General features: G+C 36.0%; 22 protein-coding genes. 14 read left to right on the forward strand and 8 right to left on the reverse strand.

What is annotated here, in order from left to right; genetic code table 11:
- Positions 1 to 2: 2 nt before the first annotated feature.
- From LC457_RS13325 to gyrB, 4 genes are all read right to left on the reverse strand, one after another.
- A complete protein-coding gene (locus tag LC457_RS13325; RefSeq protein WP_223600311.1) occupies positions 3 to 1,895 on the reverse strand; it encodes a DUF3857 domain-containing protein in 1,893 nt (630 codons plus the stop codon).
- Between the two features lie 31 nt (positions 1,896 to 1,926).
- Positions 1,927 to 3,849 carry a DUF3857 domain-containing protein gene (locus LC457_RS13330; protein WP_223600312.1) on the reverse strand — a complete coding sequence of 641 codons (1,923 nt, stop codon included), beginning with the start codon at positions 3,847 to 3,849 and terminating at the stop codon, positions 1,927 to 1,929.
- Between the two features lie 487 nt (positions 3,850 to 4,336).
- The gene (locus LC457_RS13335) at positions 4,337 to 4,759 is read right to left on the reverse strand and encodes a DUF5684 domain-containing protein (RefSeq protein WP_223600313.1); all 423 of its coding nucleotides are present in this window, start codon (positions 4,757 to 4,759) and stop codon (positions 4,337 to 4,339) included.
- Between the two features lie 82 nt (positions 4,760 to 4,841).
- The gene (gene gyrB / locus LC457_RS13340) at positions 4,842 to 6,776 is read right to left on the reverse strand and encodes a DNA topoisomerase (ATP-hydrolyzing) subunit B (protein ID WP_213278630.1); all 1,935 of its coding nucleotides are present in this window, start codon (positions 6,774 to 6,776) and stop codon (positions 4,842 to 4,844) included.
- A gap of 233 nt (positions 6,777 to 7,009) precedes the next feature.
- Here gyrB and LC457_RS13345 point away from each other — a divergent pair, with 233 nt between their 5' ends.
- The 3 genes from LC457_RS13345 to LC457_RS13355 are packed head-to-tail and all read left to right on the forward strand — an operon-like array spanning position 7,010 to position 9,875.
- The gene (locus LC457_RS13345; protein WP_223600314.1) at positions 7,010 to 8,353 is read left to right on the forward strand and encodes a cytochrome ubiquinol oxidase subunit I; all 1,344 of its coding nucleotides are present in this window, start codon (positions 7,010 to 7,012) and stop codon (positions 8,351 to 8,353) included.
- Positions 8,350 to 9,354: a cytochrome d ubiquinol oxidase subunit II gene (locus LC457_RS13350; protein ID WP_223600315.1), complete on the forward strand. Its 1,005-nt coding sequence runs from the start codon at positions 8,350 to 8,352 to the stop codon at positions 9,352 to 9,354. The genes LC457_RS13345 and LC457_RS13350 overlap by 4 nt, the downstream gene beginning before the upstream one ends.
- Before the next feature lie 5 nt (positions 9,355 to 9,359).
- Positions 9,360 to 9,875 (forward strand): ClbS/DfsB family four-helix bundle protein, encoded by a 516-nt coding sequence (locus tag LC457_RS13355; RefSeq protein ID WP_223600316.1) that lies wholly within the window; start codon positions 9,360 to 9,362, stop codon positions 9,873 to 9,875.
- A 36-nt stretch (positions 9,876 to 9,911) separates the two neighbouring features.
- Here LC457_RS13355 and lysS read toward each other — a convergent pair whose 3' ends face one another.
- The 4 genes from lysS to LC457_RS13375 form a co-directional block, all read right to left on the reverse strand.
- A complete protein-coding gene (gene lysS / locus LC457_RS13360) occupies positions 9,912 to 11,609 on the reverse strand; it encodes a lysine--tRNA ligase (RefSeq protein WP_223600317.1) in 1,698 nt (565 codons plus the stop codon).
- A gap of 253 nt (positions 11,610 to 11,862) precedes the next feature.
- The gene (gene rlmF, locus LC457_RS13365) at positions 11,863 to 12,792 is read right to left on the reverse strand and encodes a 23S rRNA (adenine(1618)-N(6))-methyltransferase RlmF (protein ID WP_223600318.1); all 930 of its coding nucleotides are present in this window, start codon (positions 12,790 to 12,792) and stop codon (positions 11,863 to 11,865) included.
- 3 nt (positions 12,793 to 12,795) lie between these two features.
- On the reverse strand, positions 12,796 to 13,170 hold the full coding sequence (locus tag LC457_RS13370; protein ID WP_223600319.1) for a c-type cytochrome: 375 nt from the start codon (positions 13,168 to 13,170) through the stop codon (positions 12,796 to 12,798).
- Positions 13,170 to 13,388 carry a hypothetical protein gene (locus LC457_RS13375; protein ID WP_047423548.1) on the reverse strand — a complete coding sequence of 73 codons (219 nt, stop codon included), beginning with the start codon at positions 13,386 to 13,388 and terminating at the stop codon, positions 13,170 to 13,172. The genes LC457_RS13370 and LC457_RS13375 overlap by 1 nt, the downstream gene beginning before the upstream one ends.
- A 201-nt stretch (positions 13,389 to 13,589) precedes the next feature.
- Between LC457_RS13375 and LC457_RS13380 the strand changes: the two genes are divergently transcribed.
- The 11 genes from LC457_RS13380 (at position 13,590) to trpA (ending at position 22,908) form a co-directional block, all read left to right on the forward strand.
- Positions 13,590 to 14,042 carry a cupin domain-containing protein gene (locus LC457_RS13380; RefSeq protein ID WP_223600320.1) on the forward strand — a complete coding sequence of 151 codons (453 nt, stop codon included), beginning with the start codon at positions 13,590 to 13,592 and terminating at the stop codon, positions 14,040 to 14,042.
- Positions 14,043 to 14,231: 189 nt separating this feature from the next.
- On the forward strand, positions 14,232 to 14,876 hold the full coding sequence (locus LC457_RS13385; RefSeq protein ID WP_223600321.1) for a hypothetical protein: 645 nt from the start codon (positions 14,232 to 14,234) through the stop codon (positions 14,874 to 14,876).
- A gap of 246 nt (positions 14,877 to 15,122) precedes the next feature.
- Positions 15,123 to 16,547, forward strand: coding sequence for an anthranilate synthase component I family protein (locus LC457_RS13390; RefSeq protein ID WP_223600322.1), 1,425 nt, complete (start codon positions 15,123 to 15,125; stop codon positions 16,545 to 16,547).
- 111 nt (positions 16,548 to 16,658) lie between these two features.
- Positions 16,659 to 17,258, forward strand: a complete 600-nt coding sequence (locus tag LC457_RS13395; protein ID WP_223600323.1) for an aminodeoxychorismate/anthranilate synthase component II — start codon at positions 16,659 to 16,661, stop codon at positions 17,256 to 17,258.
- 41 nt (positions 17,259 to 17,299) lie between these two features.
- Positions 17,300 to 18,286 (forward strand): anthranilate phosphoribosyltransferase, encoded by a 987-nt coding sequence (gene trpD / locus LC457_RS13400; RefSeq protein WP_223600324.1) that lies wholly within the window; start codon positions 17,300 to 17,302, stop codon positions 18,284 to 18,286.
- Positions 18,287 to 18,342: 56 nt separating this feature from the next.
- Positions 18,343 to 19,116, forward strand: coding sequence for an indole-3-glycerol phosphate synthase TrpC (gene trpC / locus LC457_RS13405; RefSeq protein WP_223600325.1), 774 nt, complete (start codon positions 18,343 to 18,345; stop codon positions 19,114 to 19,116).
- Positions 19,117 to 19,136: 20 nt separating this feature from the next.
- A complete protein-coding gene (locus tag LC457_RS13410; RefSeq protein ID WP_223600326.1) occupies positions 19,137 to 19,817 on the forward strand; it encodes a phosphoribosylanthranilate isomerase in 681 nt (226 codons plus the stop codon).
- 29 nt (positions 19,818 to 19,846) lie between these two features.
- Entirely contained in the window at positions 19,847 to 20,356 is a 510-nt protein-coding gene (locus tag LC457_RS13415) for a hypothetical protein (RefSeq protein ID WP_223600327.1), read from the forward strand.
- The gene (locus LC457_RS13420; RefSeq protein WP_223600328.1) at positions 20,353 to 20,898 is read left to right on the forward strand and encodes a GNAT family N-acetyltransferase; all 546 of its coding nucleotides are present in this window, start codon (positions 20,353 to 20,355) and stop codon (positions 20,896 to 20,898) included. Before LC457_RS13415 ends, LC457_RS13420 begins: the two co-directional genes overlap by 4 nt.
- A 4-nt stretch (positions 20,899 to 20,902) precedes the next feature.
- A complete protein-coding gene (gene trpB, locus LC457_RS13425) occupies positions 20,903 to 22,081 on the forward strand; it encodes a tryptophan synthase subunit beta (protein WP_223600329.1) in 1,179 nt (392 codons plus the stop codon).
- A 92-nt stretch (positions 22,082 to 22,173) separates the two neighbouring features.
- Positions 22,174 to 22,908: a tryptophan synthase subunit alpha gene (gene trpA, locus LC457_RS13430; protein WP_223600330.1), complete on the forward strand. Its 735-nt coding sequence runs from the start codon at positions 22,174 to 22,176 to the stop codon at positions 22,906 to 22,908.
- The last annotated feature ends 15 nt before the right edge of the window (positions 22,909 to 22,923 follow it).

Genomic DNA, 22,923 nt, shown 5'->3' on the forward strand with positions numbered 1-22,923 from the left:
GGTTATATTTTTGTTATTAAAATTTTTGAATTATCCATATTCAGAATTTTCTTTCTGAAACTGATGTAATCATTATATTTTTCTTTTGGGTACAGACCTTTATTAATCTGCATTTTTCTTGTCACTTTTATCTGATTATCATTTTTAACAAAGCTTAGCTTATATGATCCAAATTCAGAAGTGATGTTTGAGTTATCCGGAGTTTCATCAATTTTATAGCCCAAAGGAAGCACAAAGGCAATTTCATATTCATCTTCAAAGGACATATTGACTTCAAAAGGAAGTTCACGGTTCTCATCCGTCTTATAAACAACATCAGAAAAAATGGGTACAGATCTGAATAAAAGGCTGTTTCCTGCTTTTTTAGAGAAATTATTGGTTTTAAAATCAAGGTCATACGTAATAACAGCATTATCTCTGTCATTAGTAAAGTTTTTCATTTCCACTTTTTCAAAGTTTAAAATGTCAAAATTTGCTTTTACCGCGTCATTTTTCTCTTTTGGATTTAGATTTACGAACCTTAAGTTATAATCATATTGATTCCCTGTGTAGTAAAAGTTTCCTGTTCCGGCAATACTGTTATCCTCGTTAAGGTTAATTTTCAACACCTGTTTTTCCTTATTTTGTTCTGCTTTATATACAGGTGTATTGATAAGTTCAATTCCTTTTGGGGTCACCGCCAGTACATTTCTATCAGTTGTACTGTAACTTAAATGGTTAAAAGCCATTTGCTGAGAAGTATTTTCAAGCCAGATATTTCCTTTTTCAGTCGGTACCATCAGGATAACGTGGTTTCCACCCATAGAAGGGAATTCAGGATCAAAAGAAACCTGTGAACGGCCAGAAGTAATAATACAATAATTGGAAGGAATTCCTGCTTCATTCAGAAGAACTTTCATATAATTGGTAAGTCCCTTGCAGTCTCCGTATCCTTTTTTCTGAACCTCATCCGGCATCATAGGCTGCCAGCCGCCTATTCCTAAAGCAACAGCAATATAACGGCTTTTGTTCTGCATGTACTGATAAATTTTCTTCACCTTATCTTCCACAGATCCCTGCAGTTGCAAAGATGCCACTTCTGCCTTGATAGCTGGAGTAGACGCTGAAACAGGTATCAGAAGATCATTATAAATCCAGGTTCCGAAATCTGTCCAGTTATTCAAAGTTCCCTGCTTTCCTGCCAGACTGAATTTTGCCAGAGCAAAGTTTACTGCAGGTAGTATTTTAACGGGTTGTGGAATCATAAAAGCATCATCTATAGCAGGTACGTTTTTGTATGAATACGTTTTATCATTTGCACTGCCACTTTCTACAACAGAAGCATAGTTGTATTTTGACGGATAGATTTTGGTACGCAGTTCAATTCCTGAAGTATTGATGATTTTAAACTGCGCTTCTTCCAGGGATGTTTTGATAGAAGTAAAGGGTACAAAATCAGGAATGAAAACGGTATTTTCATCGTCCGTTTCATAAGAGAAGTCAACGGTATAAGGATACTGAGCCGGTGTATAAGAATACACCAGGACTCTGTTATCAGAATAAAAAATCCCTTGAGGGTTGTTTGCTATATCCTGAAAATCAGATTTTGAAACACTTTTAATCTTTTTTCCGACTTCATCGTAAATGGTAACTTTTACACTTGAAATACGTCTCTGCTTATCATAAGGAATATAGGCTGTGGCCTGATCATTACCATCTTTGTTTAAAACTGTGGTAACCTTATTATACTGATATTTTATTTGATCAATTTTATTGATCTGAGCTGTTGTAAAATCTTTTCGTATAACAACATTCGCATTTTTCTTTAAATTTTCAGGAATTACAGAAGCAGGATAGCTTTGTGCAAAATATAATGAGGCGGTGGACAAAGCCCCTAAAATTAAAAATTTCATCATTACTGTTAATTTTAAATAATAAATTTTTGTTTTATTTTTTTATTAAACTAATCACCTGATTTTCCGTTTCAGAGATCGTTTTCCAGATTTGTTTAAAAAACGGGTAATATTCTTTAGGATAATTTTGGCTAGCAACACCTATTTTTGAAGTAATTATTATTTTATTACCAAGTGTTTCAACCTTGTATAAAAAAGATATTTCCTGATCATCTGTAGCAATCTTTTTATCTTTTGGAAGACTCAAAACTTTATAATTTTCAGGAATTTCCAATTCTATTCTTTTTTCTTTATTAAAAGCTGAAATAAAATCAATTTGATGTTTTCTTTCATGGGACTGATCAAACAATTCCTTTTCAGCATTTAAAAACATGATTGGGTTGATTACTATTTTGTCTCCAATTATATCCATCAGATTCGTATCGGAAAATGTCATCTGAGTCTCAAAATCACCATTGGCCAAGAGCTTTGGTTCCACATTTTTACCATCTATATTATATTGCAGCGGAAACGCTTGTTTATATTTATCCTTACTTATATCAAATTCATCATAAGAGTTTATTGCATACATCCCGCTATCCTTTTGTGTGAATATTCCTTTCACTAAAGAGTTTTCCAGGTCTATGCCGGCTTTAATAGTCATCTCTTTTTTACTTATATTAGTATTGGAGAATGAAAGAGAGGTTCCTTTTTTTCCTTCCAGCAAAATTCCGAAATCATTCCAATCCCTCTCCGGTAAAATATTCACCTTAGAATTAAAGGAAGTCGCATCATAAAAATAAATCTGATTATTAATTTTAACTGATGTTAATACAAAATTCAAATTATTAACATTAGGCGAAATAATATTTAAAATACCATTATCAACTGTAGAAATCAAAAGAGGATTAGCTTCAATTCCGGCATCTCTTAAAAGCATGATCAAAAGAAGATTAATATCTGCACTATTTCCAGATTTTGTTTTTATAAGTTGTCTTAAGCTTTGGGAGGCCATTATTCCCGTCTTCTCGTTCCACTTATAATTTTCTTTGACAAAATTGAAAATTCTATCTGCTCTTCCTAAAGGATCATAATATGTCTTAATATTCTCAGGAAGAACATCTTTCACATTACCTCTTAAAAAACTTCCAAAATCATCAAAGTTATAAAGCTTTTCTGCAAGACTGTTCCAATCTTTAAACTCACTATAGGTAAAATACTTGGTTGAAAATCTTTTAAGTTCAGGTTTAATTTTCCCCCTGAATCTATCCAAATCTTTTACATATTTTTCCTTCTGAATAGATTTCATATCCGAATATCCGAATCTGAAAACATTATATAAAGCTCCTAAACGATCCTCAGTAGTGGAGACATGATATTTTGGTTTGATAACGTTTCCTGTACTATTGAAAGAATAAGTAATAGGCTCGTCTGGGTATTCCAAATTATATTCCTGATAAACAACGGGAATATTATACTCCAGAAAATATACAGGATTGGATATATTCTTACTTGTCACTTTATAGCTGTATTCTATCACAGATCCGTCTGAAATATTAGGTAAGGCAAGCTTATAAATATTTATTCCTTTTGTAAAATTCTCTTTTAATTGCTCTTTTTTATCAATTAAGATTTTTTCGACTTTATTATCGGATAAATTATATATTCTGACTTCAAACTTACTCAGAGATTCATCGGTAAGAAGAGGGATACTTATATTAAGCCAATCTTCGGAACGCTTTTTATCATAGATTTTAATTTTTGAATACCATTCTTTCTCCAAAGAATTATCATTCATGATATTATATCGAACACTATTGTAGAGAATCTCAGCAGGAGCATCTTTTTCTATCAGTGAGTTAGCTTTCTTAAGATCAGCTTCATCAAAGACAGGTGGAGAGAGGAATTTATGTTGTGTAAAAAATACATTAAACACAAGACAACTCACTGCTACAGTAATTTTAGTATTAATTTTCATGGAATGTTATTATTTTTTGGAATTCTCAGGAATTGCAGAAGCAGGATAGCTTTGTGCAAAATGTAATGAGGCAACAGATAAAGCCCCAAGAACTAATATTTTCATCATAGTTATTAAAATCAAGCAAAAATAAGAAAATCTTAATAACTGTTAAAAAAAATATAAAAGGCTTCAACATTGTGAAGCCTTAAACCTAATACTTAAAAGGTACTTTTTTGATGTACCTATAAGGATATGAACACATTATCAACTTTTCATTATTAAGATTCTGAAAAGTTAAAACAGAATATTTATACTCATTCCAGATATTTATTCTGTGCATGAAGGGATAAAACTTCATATTGTCTGCGTTTCAAATTTAAAATAAATTATGATTCGTATAATTCAAAAGCTGTAGAATTAATAATAAGCAGAAGTACAATTAATTCTACAATCCATAAAAAAAGACCTCATTTCTGAAGTCTTTAAGTTTTTCATTTACTTTTTTTTAATCATTTGGAACCAGTTTACTATCATACTGATCACTGCCAAGCCCCAATACCGGAATAAAGATAAACCCAAAAAGAAGAATCAGAATGGTGTACAGAGGAGTTTCTTTGGCAAAACCTTTGGCTAGTCTGTCATATACAACCCAGCATGCATAGATGTTTACCAACGGAATAAAGAACAGAATAATCCACCATATTGGCTTTTTCACGATCTCCAGCAATACTATTGAATTATAAATCGGGATAAAAGCGGCCCAGGCATCTTGTCTTCCTGCTTTCTGAAAGATTTTGTACATGCAGTATCCATAAAAGATATAGCACAGTAAGCCGAAGAACATTGTTCCGATCCCTAATCCTGCAGCGGCTGCTCCAGACACTGCATCTGCCCCATTGTAAGGGTCTGTTTGTAAAAGAGTTAACATATTATTGTTTTTTTGGTTTATCCAAATATAAAAAAAGCTTCTAAATAATTAGAAGCTTTTTTTATTATATTTTTAAAAAGGTTTATGCATCAATTTTTGCATATTTCGCATTTTTCTCGATAAACTCTCTTCTTGGCGGAACTTCATCTCCCATCAACATTGAGAAAACACTGTCTGCTTCCACTGCATTATCAATGGTTACCTGTTTCAGAATTCTGTGTTCAGGATTCAGGGTTGTTTCCCAAAGCTGTTCAGGGTTCATTTCCCCAAGACCTTTGTAACGTTGTACTTCTACTCCTTTTCCGTCCGGAGACATTTCTAAAGTAAACTCTTCACGTTCTTTTTCATTGTACGCATATACTTTTTTGTTACCTCTCTTTAATAGGTATAAAGGCGGTTGAGCAATATAGATATATCCGTTCTCAATAAGTTCTTTCATATATCTGAAGAAGAAAGTAAGAATAAGAGTAGAGATGTGAGAACCATCGATATCAGCATCGGTCATAATCACAATTTTATGATATCTAAGCTTCGCCATATTCAAAGCTTTGCTGTCTTCTTCAGTACCTACAGATACTCCAAGGGCAGTATAGATATTTCTGATTTCCTCGTTGTCATATACTTTATGAAGCATAGATTTCTCTACATTCAAAATTTTACCTCTTAACGGAAGAATAGCCTGGAAGTGTCTGTCTCTTCCCTGTTTAGCCGTTCCACCTGCGGAATCTCCCTCTACAAGGAATAGTTCAGATTCAGCCGGGTCTTTGGATGAACAGTCAGAAAGTTTCCCGGGAAGACCAGAACCTCCCATTGGAGATTTTCTCTGAACCATTTCACGCGCTTTTTTCGCAGCCTGTCTTGCCTTAGCAGCTAAAACAACTTTTTGAACGATTACCTTAGCTTCATTAGGATTCTCTTCCAGGAAGTTAGTAAGCATTTCCCCTACAATTTTATCAACAGCACCAGAAACTTCAGAGTTTCCTAATTTTGTTTTGGTCTGTCCTTCAAACTGAGGTTCCATTACTTTTACAGAAATTACAGCTGTTAATCCTTCACGGAAGTCATCACCGGTAATTTCTACTTTTTCTTTTGCCGGAAGTCCCAATTCGTCTGCATACTTCTTTAAAGTTCTTGTTAAAGCTCTTCTGAAACCTGCAAGGTGAGTACCACCTTCATGGGTATTAATATTATTAACGTAAGAGTGAAGATTTTCGTTGAATGACGTGTTATAACGCATCGCCACTTCAACAGGAATATCGTCTCTTTCACCTTCCATGAAAATCACGTGCTCCATAATAGATTCACGGTTACCATCGATATAAGCAACAAATTCTTTCAACCCTCCTTCAGAATGAAAAATTTCTGAGCGGAAAGAACCGTCTTCCAATTTTTCTCTTTCATCAGTAAGCGTAATTGTAATTCCTTTATTAAGGTAAGAAAGTTCTCTTAAACGGCTGGCTAATGTATCATAGTTGTAAATCAGTTCAGTAAAAATAGTATCATCCGGCTGAAAAAACTGCTTTGTACCTCTTTTCTCACTATGTCCGATCTCTTCAACCTGAGTCTGTGCTTTTCCTTTAGAATAAATCTGCTGATAAATATTCCCGTCCCTGTAAACAGTAGTTACCATTTCATTGGAAAGTGCATTCACACACGATACCCCAACTCCGTGAAGACCTCCTGAAACTTTGTAAGAATCTTTATCAAACTTACCTCCGGCTCCAATTTTTGTCATTACAACTTCAAGGGCTGATTTCTGCTCTTTTTCGTGGAAATCAACCGGAATACCTCTACCGTTATCACTTACTTCAATTCCGTTTCCTTCCTTGATGCTAACGAAGATCGTATCGCAGTATCCTGCCAATGCCTCGTCAATAGAGTTATCTACTACTTCATAAACCAAATGGTGAAGACCTCTTGTTCCTACATCACCAATGTACATTGAAGGACGCATACGAACGTGCTCCATTCCTTCCAATGCCTGAATACTACTAGCTGTATATTGTTTTTGACTCATATTAAATATTAAAAATCTTGCTCTATGCAAAGACTTACAAATATCGTGATTTTTTTCGAGGTATGAAAGTTAAAAAGTGTCAAAAAAATGTAGAGTTTTCTTATTGAAAACATAAGGAATTGTAATCCATAAAAGAATCAAAATTAATCTGTATTCCTGAAATATCAACTGTTTTAAATCATACTCAACATCAATAATTTATGCGTAAATTTATTTACTGAAAAGTTGATATTATGGATGATTTTATTGCTGCCCGTGCCCAGATGGCACTTTCTCTGGGCTTTCATATCATATTCTCCTGTGTGGGTATGGTGATGCCTTTTCTGATGGCTTTTGCCCATTGGAAATACCTTAAAACCAATAATGAAGTATACAAAGGACTTACAAAAGCATGGAGCAAAGGTGTAGCCATCCTTTTTGCTACCGGAGCTGTTTCTGGAACAATGCTTTCTTTTGAGCTGGGACTTTTATGGCCCGGTTTTATGAAACATGCAGGTCCTATTTTCGGAATGCCTTTTTCACTGGAGGGAACAGCCTTTTTCATTGAGGCTATTGCCATCGGGTTCTTTTTATATGGTTGGGAAAGATTCAACAAATGGTTTCACTGGTTCTGCGGATTTCTTGTAGGAGTAAGCGGGCTTGCTTCGGGAATTCTTGTAGTAGCGGCTAATTCATGGATGAATTCTCCAACGGGTTTTGATTATATTAATGGACAGTATCTTAATATAGATCCTATTAAAGCAATGTTCAACGATGCATGGTTTCCACAGGCTCTTCACATGACTGTTGCTGCATTTTGTGCCACAGGATTTGCGGTAGCCGGAGTACATGCCTTTATGATCATGCGAAAAAGAAATATTGAATTTCATACCAAAGCGTTTAGAATTGCGGTAGGTTTTGCTCTTATCGGAGCATTCGGAGCGCCTTTAAGCGGTGATGTTGCGGCAAAATCGGTAGCAGAAAGACAACCGATAAAACTGGCTGCTATGGAAGCTCATTTTGAAACTGAAAAAGGAGCTTCATTTATTGTTGGGGGAATTCCTGATGAAGACAAAGAAGAAGTGAAATATGCGGTGAAAATCCCAAAAGTTTTAAGTTTTCTGGTGAGTAATGATTTTAATGCTGAAGTAAAAGGTCTTAAGGATTTCCCGAGAGATGAATGGCCTCCGATTGCGGTTGTTCATTATGCTTTTCAGATCATGATCTTTTTCGGAGTGGTGATGATAATTATTGGAGTTATTTATTTATATTCTTTTTTCTTCAGAAAGGAATGGCTGAATAAAAACTGGCTGTTAAAGACCTTTTTAATTGCAACTCCTTTTGGATATATTGCCCTGGAAGCAGGATGGACTGTGACGGAAGTGGGAAGACAGCCGTGGATTATTTACGGAATTATGAGAACAGTAGATGCTGTTACCCCAATGCCTGGAATACAGTATTCCTTCTACTTCTTTACTGCAATTTTCATATCATTATCAATGATTCTTATCTTCCTTTTAAGAAGACAGATTCAAATGGTACCGAAACTTTACGATCCTACCGACCCTCAGCTTAACGATAAAAACAAAAAATCATGATCTACGTTGTTATAGGTTTTCTCTGGCTTTCCATCTGTCTTTATATTATTCTGGGAGGGGCCGATTTCGGAGCTGGTATTGTAGAGCTTTTCAGTAATAAAAAAGCCAGACATAAGACTCAGGAAATCATGTATGAATCTATTGCTCCTGTATGGGAAGCCAATCATATGTGGCTGATCATCGCAATTGTGATTCTCTTTGTAGGGTTTCCCGAAATCTATACCACCATGTCTACCTATCTTCATATTCCTTTGGTATTGATGCTGGTAGGAATTATTGCAAGGGGAACGGCATTTACTTTCAGACACTATGATGCTGTGAAAGACAACTGGCAGGTTTTATACACCCAGATTTTCTATTACGCGAGTCTTTTAACACCTTTCTTTTTAGGATTAATAGCTGCTGCAACTGTTTCCCATTCTATCAATCCTGACGCGGTAAGTTTTGTGGATTTATATATTTTTAGCTGGCTGAACTGGTTTGGAGTTTCTGTGGGGCTATTCACTGTAGCATTGTGCGCTTATCTTGCTTCTATCTTTTCATTAAGAGAGACCCGTGATAAAGCAGATCTTTTGCTGATGATAAGAAAGTCCAAGCAAACGATGATCTTTGTTGTCATTACCGGAATATTAGTGTTTTTAACAGCTTATATTTCAGATATTCCTCTTTTGATGTGGGTCTTTTCAAAACCTTTGGGAATTATGGCAATCGCTTTTGCTACCATTGCATTATTGCTTATTCTAAGAGCGTTGAACCGACAAAAACTGCTTCCGGTACGTGCGTTGGCAGGATTTCAGATGGTCATGATTTTAGTAGCTGCAACGTATCAGCATAATCCGAATATTATTTTGTTAGGAAACGGACAGCATCTTTCATTACTGGAACATATGGCTCCTGAAAAAACCATTGCCGCATTGGGATGGGCTTTAATGCTGGGTTCATTATTTATTCTTCCTTTTTTATTTTATCTGATGGCATCGTTCAGTAAACTGAGAAAATAATAGATATGCCAAATTACAAGGATAAAACAGAACTTATTGAAGAGCTGAAGAAAAGATTCCAGCTTTACGATCAGGAATTTGATGATATTAAAGAAGACGAAAAAGACCTTCTGCAATCCGGAGTTGATAAAACTCCATCACAAAACATTTCTTATCAGCTGGGCTGGACTCACCTGCTTTTGCAATGGGAGTCTGATGAAAAAAAGGGAATTGATGTTAAAACACCTACTCCTGAATATAAATGGAATAACCTGAAGGGATTATATCAGTCATTTTATGACCAATACGGATCTTATAGCTTACAAGAACAAAGAACATTATTACAAAATCAGGTGAATGAAATTATTGCATGGATAGAAAGCCTTGATGATGATACATTATTTATTCCCGGAAAAAGAAAATGGGCCACAACTCCTGCTCAGTGGCCTGTCTGGAAATGGATTCATATTAATACCATAGCTCCGTTTAAAAACTTCAGAACACAGCTTCGGAAATGGAAAAAAGAAAAAGGTACAGAATAGCTCTGTACCTTTTATATTTATATCTTCTGAAAAATCTTAAGCCAATTTCATCAAAAGATTTTCGTCAATCTTCTCTACTTTCACAATATTGTTCTTTGTAAGAGTTTTGGAGGCTTTATCCCATTTTTTACCGGATAGCTGGCTTCTTTCTTTTACTTCAGCTAAAGACATTGCTTCTTCCTGAGAGTTAAGGATTTCAAGGATTACTTTTTCATCTTCTCCCAATTCAATCTGTGGAACCGCTTTTTCAGGTCTCATCTGAGGGAAGAATAATACTTCCTGGATAGACGCATTATTCGTTAAGAACATGATTAATCTGTCCATACCGATTCCTAACCCCGAAGTTGGCGGCATTCCATATTCCAATGCTCTTAAGAAGTCCTGATCGATGAACATTGCCTCGTCGTCTCCTCTTTCAGATAAAGTCATCTGTGCTTCAAAACGCTCTCTCTGATCGATAGGATCATTAAGCTCTGAATACGCATTGGCAATTTCTTTACCACATACCATTAATTCAAAACGTTCTGTTAAGCCTTCTTTGCTTCTGTGTTTCTTTGTCAGTGGAGACATTTCGATCGGATAATCTGTAATGAATGTCGGTTGAATAAAGTTTCCTTCACATTTCTCACCGAAGATCTCATCAATTAATTTTCCTTTCCCCATCGTCTCGTTTACTTCAATACCGATAGACTTGGCAAAATCGTATAATTCCTTCTCAGTTTTTCCTGTAATATCGAATCCTGTATATTTCAGGATCGCTTCTGTCATGGAAACTCTTGGGTAAGGAGCTTTCCAGTTGATCGTATGTTCACCAAAAGTAGATTCTGAATTTCCATTCACCTGAGTGGCACAGAATTCCAATAATTTCTCAGTGAAATCCATCATCCAGTTGTAGTCTTTGTATGCTACATAGATCTCCATTGCGGTAAACTCAGGGTTATGTGTTCTGTCCATCCCTTCATTTCTGAAGTTTTTAGAGAACTCATATACTCCGTCAAAACCACCTACGATCAATCTTTTCAGGTATAATTCGTTGGCAATTCTTAAATATAATGGGATATCTAATGCATTGTGGTGCGTGATAAACGGTTTTGCTGCAGCTCCACCAGGAATTGACTGTAAAATAGGAGTTTCTACTTCAAAATAACCCGCATCGTTGAAGAATGTTCTCATGGCATTGAACAATTTTGTTCTTTTTACGAAAATTTCTTTAACCTGAGGGTTTACCGTTAAATCTACATAACGCTGTCTGTATCTTAATTCAGGATCTGTAAAACCGTCATGTACAATACCGTTTTCGTCGGTTTTAGCCTGAGGAAGAGGACGCAAAGCCTTTGTAAGAAGTGTAAAGTTCTTTACTAAAACCGTCATTTCTCCTACCTGCGTAGTAAACAATTCTCCTTCGATACCGATAATATCACCGATATCCAAAAGGTGTTTGTATACTTCATTATATAGTTCTTTATCTTCACCCGGACAGATCTCGTCTCTGTTGAAGTAAACCTGGATTTTTCCTTTAGAATCCTGCAATTCTGCGAAAGAAGCCTTCCCCTGAATTCTGCGGGACATCAATCTACCAGCGATCTTCACCTGTTTACTTTCAGAAAAGTCCTGTTTTATAGATTCTGTAGTATCTGTAATGGTATACTCATCCGCAGGGAACGCATTAATCCCCATTTCAGTAAGCTTATTCAGCTTTTCTCTTCTAATGATTTCTTGTTCTGATAATTGCATTTCTTATTTTTCTAAAAGCGTACAAATTTAGGCATTTTTGACATGACCATCAATGGCTTTTTTCAGAAATTTTAAAAAGTGAAGAGGAATGATGTTGAGATTCGGGGTACGGGATATTGAGATACAGGATTCGGGATGCTGTCAATAGTGAATTTTGCTTCGCAAGCGAATGGTGAGTTTTGATGGAAAATCAAGATAATGACAACCTAACAAAAACAGCAACAAAAAAACTAGCAACCAGAAACCTTGAACCTTAAATAAACCAGGTTGTTCTGTCTTTTTGAGGAATAAACGTCCACGCCAGCATTCTGCTTACCTTTTGTCCCTGAGCCATATCAATAGTTTTCACTTCTACAGCGTTTACTTTCTTTAAAAGACTGGTGAGCTTATTGAGGTTGTCTTTTTTGGAAACCAGACACGTGAACCAAAGAACCTGGGTTGAAAATAATGCACTTTCATTAATCATCTTAGTGATAAAAGCCAGTTCACCTCCTTCACACCAAAGTTCCGACTGCTGGCCGCTAAAGTTAAGAAGAGGTTTTGTTTTCTTTGATTTATTAAGATTTTTTGTTTTTCTGATATTTCCCTTCATTGCAGATTCTTCAGAATCATGAAAAGGTGGATTACACATGGTGAAGGTAAACCTATCATCAGGATTAATGATATTGGTAAAGATATGATCAGTATCAGGCTGACTTTTCAACTGAATAACAGAGATAAGGTCTTCATTTTGATCCAGAATATTTTGAGCATTTACCAAAGAATCCTGATTGATATCTGTTCCCAGCATTTCCCAGTCATAAGCTTTGTTACTGATTAAAGGATATACAAGATTGGCTCCTGTTCCAATATCCAATCCTTTTACAGAATTTCCTGTGGGAATTGCACTCAGCTGTTCAGCTAAAAGATCAGCAATATAATGTACATAATCTGCCCTTCCGGGAATTGGAGGACAAAGATTGGTGTCGGGAATATCCCAGCCTTTAATATGATAAAAATGTAAGAGTAAGGCTTTATTGAGCAGTTTCACCGCTTTTGGAATGCTGAAATTAATGGTAACCGTCTGATAAGCATTAACGAAAACAAAGTGTTTCAGTTCCGGCACACAAGAGATAAGCTCATCAAAATCATAGGGATTGCGATGCAGATTTCTTGTGTGCAGACTGGATTTTTCAGCGGACATATTTTATTTCTTCTGACTTAAAATATATTCCACCATTTTTTTGGCATCTTCTTTAGATACCTGTGGATGGGCAGCCATAGGCACACTTCCCCATACTCCACTTCCGCCTTCTATAATTTTGGAAGCCAACAATTCTGTATCCTTTTCAGAGTACTTCCCTGCGATTTCCTTATAAGAAGGTCCTATCATTCTCTCATTCACAGCGTGACATCCTGAGCAATCCAATGTTTCCATGATCTGATCACCTGAAAGATTAGATGCTGCCGGTTCTGAAACAGCTGCTGTCTCAGAAGAAGGAGCCACTTCTGCTGTATTTTCTTTTTTAGAACAGGAAATGATCAGAAGACCGAGTGTTCCTACCAAAAGTATTTTTTTCATTATTTCTTCGCTGTAGAATCTGTTTTAGCAGCTTCAGGAGCAGTTGTAGCAGGAGTTGCAGCAGCAGGAGCAGCAGTTTTAGCTGTAGAATCTACAACGGTAGTTGCTTCTGGTTCTTCAAGCATCGTGTTAGTATCCTGTAAAGAATGATCTGGCTTTTTTTTGCAGCTTGCTAATAATAAACCTCCGATAAATGCGATTGCTAATACTTTTTTCATTTTTTTCTAATTTGGTAGCAAAAATATAAAAAATAAAGTTTTAAACTTATGACAAATGTTTTCTTTGATAAATATTTTTTAAGGGCTGAATTGTCATCAGATCAATAAAAAATAATTCAAACATTAGGGAAATTTAAGTAGGCTTGCTATTTTTGTATCACGGATCATCCGAACCAAATCAATCTATTAATTGAAAAGTTTATGACTAAAAAAAATCTATTGGGTACAGCTTTCTTCGCTCTACTCTCTTCCCTGCTTTTTTCCTGTGATAATTCATCGAACGAGCCACAATCAGAATATTCTGATAAAATTGAATCTGTAACGCTTTTAAAAACTACAAAGTCCTGGGATGGAACTGTGTATCCGGCTTATCCCACAACACAGTCTGAAATATCGGTTCTGAAAATTGCCGTACCCCCCAACAAAGCTCTGGACTGGCATAAACACCCTGTCATTAATGTTGCGTATGTAGAAAAAGGAGAAATCCAGATCGAAAGAAAGGAAGACGGCAAAACGCAATGGGTAAGAAAAGGCCAGGTTCTTCCTGAAATGGTTAACATTGCTCATAGAGGAAAAACCGGAGATAAAGGCGCAACTCTAATTGTTTTCTACAGTGGAACGCCTGATATTCCTTTGTCTGAACCGGTAAAATAATTGTTTTAAGCGCTATGTTCGCAAAGTAATTAAAATAAAACTCTTTTTTTGTTCGCAAGGGCACTTCGCTCAGCTAATGACAGCGAACTTTACTAAGTGAAACGCCCTGGCGACCGTTTTAACAGTAATTTAATAACATTTTTGCGATCCCAGCGTTTAATAAAAGATTATTATCGTTATATTTAATCCATGGTTTTAATTTCAAAAATTCTTTTTTTTACCAGTCATCATGGTTTTTATACTGTGATTTTGTTACTGGTACTCTTTGGAGGACTTTCGTACCTGACCAAAAAAGCATGGTTTTTGATCCCCATTATTCCTCTGGCTATATTAAACGGATTTGGAGGACAGTTTTTAAACGCATGGTTTTTAAACAAATACGGAGTGGAAAGCACTGCAATCATTACGTCTGATGTAGAAACCAACTCTACCCTGAATGACATGTATATTCATGATTATGAAGCTATTGTAAAGAAACAGGACGGAAAATATATTTCAACATTTTTCTCTACTACAACAGCTTCTATCTATCCGATTGAAAATGCAATCAGAATACCGCAAACGGAGGTTTCTTTTCCTGTAAAATATATTCCGGGCTATGAAAAAAACATAGTGATTCTCTACAATCAGTCTGATGAAGGACAGGCAAGTCTTAAGTATTCAAAATTGGCTCCTGTCAATTCAGCAAAAATCAAATATGAAGCAGACAGAACCAATAAGGAGTTCATTGAAGAATACATTTCAGCATTAGAAGAATATGTAAAATATTATGATGAAGCAGCTTACAAAGAGAAAATCAAAGAATTGCAACTTGAGCTGAAGCAGCTTAAATAGAAGATTTTTATGTTAAGTTTTTTTAATTTTTACTATTTTTTAGTTTTTGTATTAAAAAAATTTCTACATTTGTCCCATGTTTAAAATGAGCAACAATATTTGGTGGTGGCTTTCAAACTCTTCGTCGGGTCTGAAGGTATTGTCATGTTGCTAATCATACAGCAGAAATAATCAAAAAACAATATATAGGCTTTGACGGATACCGTTGAAGCCTTTTTTTATTCTTTAATCTTACAAAAAAACAAAATGCATACTGACACAATTAAAATAAAAACTGTTTCGAAAAAAACACTGGGAGATCTTCATACGCCCATGAATATTTATCTTAAAATCAGAGATAAATTCCGTGATACCATTCTTCTGGAAAGCTCGGATTCAAAAAGTATTGATAACAACTTTTCTTTCATCGCAGTAAATGCCATTGCAGGAATTGAAGTAAAAAACCTCAACGAATATGAAATCAAGCTTCCTGCTTCTGCTCCTGTAAAGCAGTTCATGATGGAACGCAATATCACAGATATATTTGAGGAATTCAGGAAAATTTTTAAATGTGAAGAAACCAACGATCCTATAGAACAAACCGCTCAGAGCCTTTTTGGATATACAAGTTTTGAAGCGGTACAGTTTTTCGAAAAGATCAATCTTAAAGCACAAAGTAAGGAAGTTGAAATTCCTGTTCTGAGATACAGATTATATCAATATGTAATTGCGATCAACCATTTCAACGATGAAATGTATATCATTGAAAATTCTATTGACGGGGTAAAATCTGAGTTCCATCTGTTGGAAAACCTTATTAAAAATCAGAATACCCCTGTGTATCCTTTCGAAAAAACTGATGAGGAAACGTCTAATATTACTGATGAAGACTATAGAGAATTAGTAAAAACAGCCCAAAAACACTGCATGCGTGGCGATGTCTTCCAACTGGTTTTGAGCAGAAGGTTTGAACAGAAATTCAAAGGAGATGAATTCAATGTATACCGTGCTTTAAGAAATATCAACCCTTCTCCGTATCTTTTCTATTTTGATTACGGAAATTACAAATTATTCGGATCAAGCCCTGAAAGCCAATTAATTATAAAAGACCATAAAGCAATCATCCACCCGATTGCCGGAACATCTAAAAGAACAGGAAACTTTGAGACTGATCTTCAGGCTATTGAAGAATTAAAAGCTGATCCTAAAGAAAATGCAGAACATACTATGCTGGTTGACCTGGCAAGAAATGATCTTGGAAAACTCGGAAAAAATGTAACGGTAACCAAGCTTAAAGAAATTCAGTTGTTCTCTCACGTAATCCATATGGTAAGTGAAGTAACAGCCGATGTTTCCACTGATATCAACCCTCTTGAAATGGTATCTGCAACTTTCCCTCAGGGAACATTGAGCGGTGCGCCGAAGCATAAAGCGCTTCAACTTATTAATCAATACGAAAAAGATTCCCGCGGATATTATGGCGGCTGTATAGGAATGATCGGATTAAACGGAACCTGTAACCAGGCCATTATGATCAGAACTTTCTTAAGTAAAAACAATACACTCTTTTACCAGGCTGGTGCCGGTATTGTGGCTAAATCAGTTCCGGAAAATGAACTGCAGGAAGTCAACAACAAGCTGAATGCACTGAAAAAAGCAGTGGAAAAAGCAGAAAAAATAGTTGAAAAATAAAATAAGCCCTACCAACACCAACTAGCAACTAGCAACTAGCAACTAGCAACTAGCAACTAGCAACTAGCAACTAGCAACTAGCAACTAGCAAAACAACCTAACAAAAAAGAAATGAACAACAATATAAACACTCAGCAGCCACTTAAAGTTCTTGTTTTTGACAACTATGACAGCTTCACTTATAACCTGGTCCAGATTATTGAAAGAATTCTGAATCAAAGAGTGGATGTGGTAAGAAATGATGAAATTACTCTGGAAGAAATCGGAAAGTATGATAAGATCATTCTCTCTCCAGGACCTGGAATTCCCGAAGAAGCGGGTATTTTATTAGACCTTATTAAAGAATATGCCCCTACAAAAAGTATTCTGGGAGTATGTCTCGGACAGCAGGCTATTGCTGAAGCTTTCGGAGGAAATCTAATCAATCTGACTGAAATCTTCCACGGAGTTGCAACCACTACTGAACTGGTAAAAGAAAATACCAAACTTTTCAAAGATCTGAATTCAGGACTGGAAGTGGGCAGATACCACAGCTGGGCAGTAAATCCTGAAGATTTCCCGGAGGAACTGGAAATCACAGCTGTAGACAAAGACGGAATGATCATGGCTTTACAGCATAAAACTTATGATGTACATGGAGTACAGTTTCACCCTGAGAGTATTTTAACTCCCGAAGGAGAAGTAATCATTAAAAATTTTCTTTTATCGTGAAAACACTAGAAGTCCCATCAACAACAATAAAAACGCCACAAATGAAAGAAATACTGCAATACCTGTTCAACCATAATACGCTTTCAAAATCAGAAGCTAAGGCTACCATGATTGAGATTGCACAGAATAAGTTCAATGCCGCAGAAGTTACCGCATTTATAAGTGTTTTCCTGATGAGAAATATTACTCTGAAGGAAGTGGAAGGATTCAGAGAGGCTCTGCTACAGATGGCTGTTCCTGCAGACATAGATGCCAGTGACGCCATTGACATTGTGGGAACGGGAGGTGATGGAAAAGACACTATCAATATCTCAACATTAGCAAGCTTTGTGGTGGCAGGAGCCGGGCAGAAGGTAACCAAACATGGAAATTATGGAGCTTCCACTATCACTGGTTCATCCAATGTACTGGAAGAACTGGGCTATCAGTTTAAAAACAGTTCGGAACAATTGAATGAAGACCTTAAAAGAGCCAACATTTGTTTTCTCCATGCTCCTTACTTTCATCCTGCGCTGCAATCCGTTGGATTATTGAGAAAATCTTTGGGATTGAGAACATTTTTTAACCTTTTGGGACCATTAGTTAATCCTGCAAAACCCAAATATTCAATGATTGGAGTGTACAACCTGGAAATTGCAAGAATTTATCAGTACCTCCTTCAAAAAGAGGAACGTGAATTTATTCTGGTACATGGCCTTGACGGATATGATGAAATAAGTCTTACTGACGACAGCAAAATCATTACAAAAAACGGAGAAGAGATTTATTCTGCAGAAGATTTAGGTTTCAACCCGGTAACGCTGGAGGATATTAAGGCTGGAAGTTCTGTCCAGGAAACGGCAAAAATATTTATGAATATCCTGGAAGCAAAAGGTACGGAACAACAAAATTCTGTGATTCTGGCCAATGCTTCAGTAGCACTGTACAACACGCACCGCTTCGGAACGTATGACGACTGTCTTCTTCTGGCTCAGGAAAGTCTTCAAAGTGGAAAAGCATTAAACAGTTTTAATCTCCTGATTAATTAAATTCATTATTCACTTGCGAAGCAAAATTCACCATTGACCAAACATAAACACAAGAAATGACTATACTGGATAAAATTATTGAACGAAAAAAAGAGGAAGTTGCCGGAGCAAAATCACGTATATCTCTTGACCGGTTAAAAAACACAGGCTTTTTTGGAAGAAAAACCCATTCTCTGAAAGAATCTATCAAAAATAGAAGCGGAATTATCGCTGAATTTAAAAGACAATCTCCTTCAAAAGGAATCATCAACAATAGCGTGGAGCCATTAGAAGTGGTTTCAGCATACGAAAATTTTGGAGCCAGTGGAATTTCTATCCTGACTGATCATGATTTTTTCGGAGGAAACTTAAATGATATTGTAAGTGTAAGAAATGATATTAACATTCCGATTCTGAGAAAAGATTTCATGATTGATGAATACCAGTTCTTTGAAGCTAAAAGTATTGGAGCTGATGTTATTTTACTGATCGCATCCTGTCTTTCACCCGCTCAGGTAGAAGAATTTACAGATCTTGCTCATGAACTGAACATGGAAGTTTTACTGGAAATTCATACGGAAGATGAACTGAAACATTGTAATTCAAAAATTGATCTTGTAGGAATCAACAACAGAAACCTTAAAGACTTCAAAGTGGATCTGCAACATTCTGTTCAGCTGAAAAACCTGCTTCCAAAAGAAGTTTTATCTGTAGCGGAAAGCGGTATTTATAACCTTGAAGATTTTCAGTTTTTAAAAGAAAAAGGATTTGACGGCTTCCTGATGGGAGAATATTTTATGAAAAATACGAACCCGGCTAAAGCATTTGAAGATTTCTCAGTACAAATTTAATAGATAAAATGATACCTGAAATGAACCTGCAACCTACCAGCACTCCCAAACTCAAAGTATGTGGCTTAACGCAATTAAGCCAGATTCAAGAATTGATGGCAATGAACGTAGATTTCCTTGGCTTCATCTTTTATGAAAAGTCACCGAGATATGTTTTGAATCATCTGAGCCTGGAAGAGATTTCTACTATAAATCACCAGGGAAAAACTGGCGTTTTTGTAAACGAAAAAGCAGAGGTCATTCTACAGATTGTTCAAAAAGCAGGATTGAATTTTGTACAGCTTCATGGCGACGAAAGTGATCGTTTCATTACTGAATTAAGACAAAAACTGGATCCCAAAGTCAAGATCATTAAAGTGATAAGGATAGGAAACAATGATTCAGAAACCAAAAATAAAATACTGCAAACTTTCAGTCAACAACCTACAACCTGCAACCTGCAGCCTATCACCTACTACCTGTTTGATACAGACGGGAAAGCATTCGGTGGAACAGGAAAACAGTTTGACTGGACTTTACTGAATGATCTTGAAATTCCACTGCCCTACTTTTTAAGTGGTGGTATTTCAGAAGAAAATATTGGAAATATCAAAGCTTTACAACAGCAGCCTTTTGCTTTAGATATCAATTCAAAATTTGAAATCGAACCTGGAAATAAAGATATTGACCGGATAAAAAAGTTTAAAAACCTATATCAATAAAAAGATATAACCCCTAAAAAAACACAACGATGAACATACATTTGCTAAAAAAGACATTTTATAAAAACTTATTTCCTCCTAAGTTTGGGAATGAAAAAATCCAGGCCTTGTATCATTTTGTTGCCGAGAATGACAGCAATATAGAGCATTGGGAAGTTGGCGGATTATTGTCTGAGTTCATTGAAATCATTAAAGATTTTCAGGAAACCGATATTCAGTATTTTTTTGAAAGAATCAGTTTGTGGAACAGCTATTATCTTGTTATTATTTCGGATAAGTTTCTGGAAAGCCATGTAAGATCAGTTATAAATTATGACTTAGGATTGATTTATGCTAAAATATTTCTGCTGTATGAAGACTCTGATTCTTATTATCTGATTGACAATCTGGAAATTGCAATTACTATGTATCAATCCAAAATAGATAAAGCAACGCTAATTGATTTAATGCATAAAATAGAATTATTACATTATAAAAAACTGATTACCAAACAACAATACGATTATCATCTTACATTTATTAATAGCTTAAACTCATGAAATATCAGGTAAAGGAAACGAAGGATTTAACGGAAAATGAGATAGAACATATCTTACAGCTTTGGGATATTTCTGCCTGGAACAACATGAGGTCTGCTTATTTCCAGACTTTTTTCAAAGATTCTGAATTTCATTTTATAATGGATACCGATGAAAATATTCTGGCAGTGATGCGTGTCAATTTTGATTTTACTTTAAAAATAGCCGGCACTGATTATTCTTTTGCGGAAGCTGTAGGACTTGTTTCTGCTCATAAAAAGAAAGGATATGGAGCCGCTTTAGTTCGTCATTTCAAAGAAAATGTCATTCAGAGAAATTTGGATACTATTGGTTTCTGCCATTCGGATCTCCGTCATTTTTATGAAAAGTGTTTGATTGAAATTCTTCATGACAAAGCTAAAATGATCAAAGAAAGTATCAATTCGGAATGGGTTAACTCTGAAGACGATGATATCTTGATTTTTAATGCATCAAAGGAAACCAAAGAACTGCTTAATCAGCTAAGCGCACAGAATAATGCTTATTTAATTACTAAAGAATAAAAAAATGAATTATAAAAACCCCGATGAAAACGGATATTATGGAGAGTTTGGAGGTGCTTTTATCCCAGAAATGCTCTATCCTAATGTAGAAGAATTGCAAAAAAACTATCTTGAAATTATAGAATCTGAAGATTTTCAGGCTGAGTATCAGGATTTGCTGAAAAATTATGTAGGCCGTGCTACTCCTTTATATTTCGCTAAAAACCTAAGTCAAAAATACCAGACTCAGATTTATTTAAAACGTGAAGACCTCAACCATACCGGAGCTCATAAGATCAATAACGCTCTGGGACAGGTTCTGTTGGCAAAACGTCTTGGAAAAACCAGAATTATTGCTGAAACCGGAGCCGGACAACATGGTGTTGCCACCGCTACAGCCTGTGCTTTGCTTGGTTTGGAATGTATTGTTTACATGGGAGAAATTGACATCCAGAGACAAGCCCCGAATGTTGCAAGGATGAAAATGCTGGGTGCAGAAGTAGTACCAGCCACTTCAGGATCAAAAACACTTAAAGATGCAGTGAATGAAGCATTAAGAGACTGGATCAACAATCCTCAGACGACTCATTATGTGATTGGAAGCGTGGTGGGTCCTCACCCATTCCCGGATCTTGTAGCAAGATTTCAAAGTATTATTTCAAAAGAGATTAAAGAGCAGCTTAAAGAGAAAATCGGAAGAGAAAATCCGGATTACGTGATTGCCTGCGTAGGAGGTGGAAGTAATGCTGCTGGGACTTTCTATCATTTTGTGGAGGAAAAAGCAGTGAAAATCATTGCCGCTGAAGCAGGAGGATTGGGAGTAGATTCCGGGAAATCTGCAGCAACTACATTTTTAGGAACACTTGGGGTACTTCACGGAAGCAAAAGTCTTGTGATGCAGACGGAAGACGGCCAGGTTATAGAACCCCACTCTATCTCTGCAGGACTGGATTATCCGGGAATCGGACCTTTTCATGCGCATTTATTTAAAGAAAAACGTGCTGAATTCTTTAGCATTAATGATGATGAAGCTTTGAAATGTGCTTTCGAGCTGACTAAACTGGAAGGCATCATTCCGGCATTGGAAAGTTCACATGCTCTGGCAGTTTTAGACAAGAAGAAATTTGGCGAAAATGATGTTATTGTCATTTGTCTGAGCGGCCGTGGAGATAAAGATATGGAAACGTATCTGAAGAATTTGTAAAATGTAAAAAGTATTCACGTAAAATGACTTTAACAGATAAAACCTGATCATAAATACATTTTACATAAATACATCAATACAAAAAGAAAGAAATGAAAAAACTAAATATATACTTCACAGCAGGAATTCCTCAACTGGATGATACCGCTGATATTATAAAACTGATTCAGGATTCCGGGGCAGATATGATCGAGATCGGAATGCCCTATTCTGATCCTGTGGCAGACGGTCCGGTTATTCAAAAGGCCCATGAGCTGGCTTTACAAAACGGAATGACGATTGAAAAGTTATTATCTCAGTTAAAAGCCATCAAAGACGAAATCAGAATTCCCATTATCCTGATGGGTTATATTAATCCGGTATTAAGTTTTGGATTTGAGAGATTCTGTGCAGCATGTTCCGAAAGCGGTGTTTCAGGGTTGATTCTTCCTGACCTTCCCCCTATTGAATTTGAGAAAAACTATCAGTCTGTTTTAAAGCAGTACAATCTTAATTTTACCTTTCTGGTCACTCCGGAAACCTCTGATGAAAGAATGATGTATCTGGATTCTTTAAGTTCAGGTTTTCTGTATGCAGTAAGCTCTTCCTCTACAACCGGAAATGAAAATGCAGTTTTAAAAAATGAATACTACCTTTCCAGGGTAGCTTCCCTCCCACTCAAAAATCCTGTGATGATCGGATTCGGAATTAAATCGAAAGAGGATTTTGAAAATGTAACAGAAAAAGCGGATGGCGGTATCATAGGAACAGCCTTTGTGAATATTCTGCTTCAGGATAGAGACTGGAAGAAAAGTGCCATAGATTTTATCCATTCCATAAAAGGGTAAAATTCACTAAATTTG

It is taken from the genome of Chryseobacterium sp. GVT01B (genome assembly GCF_019970045.1).
Taxonomy (GTDB): Bacteria; Bacteroidota; Bacteroidia; order Flavobacteriales; family Weeksellaceae; genus Chryseobacterium.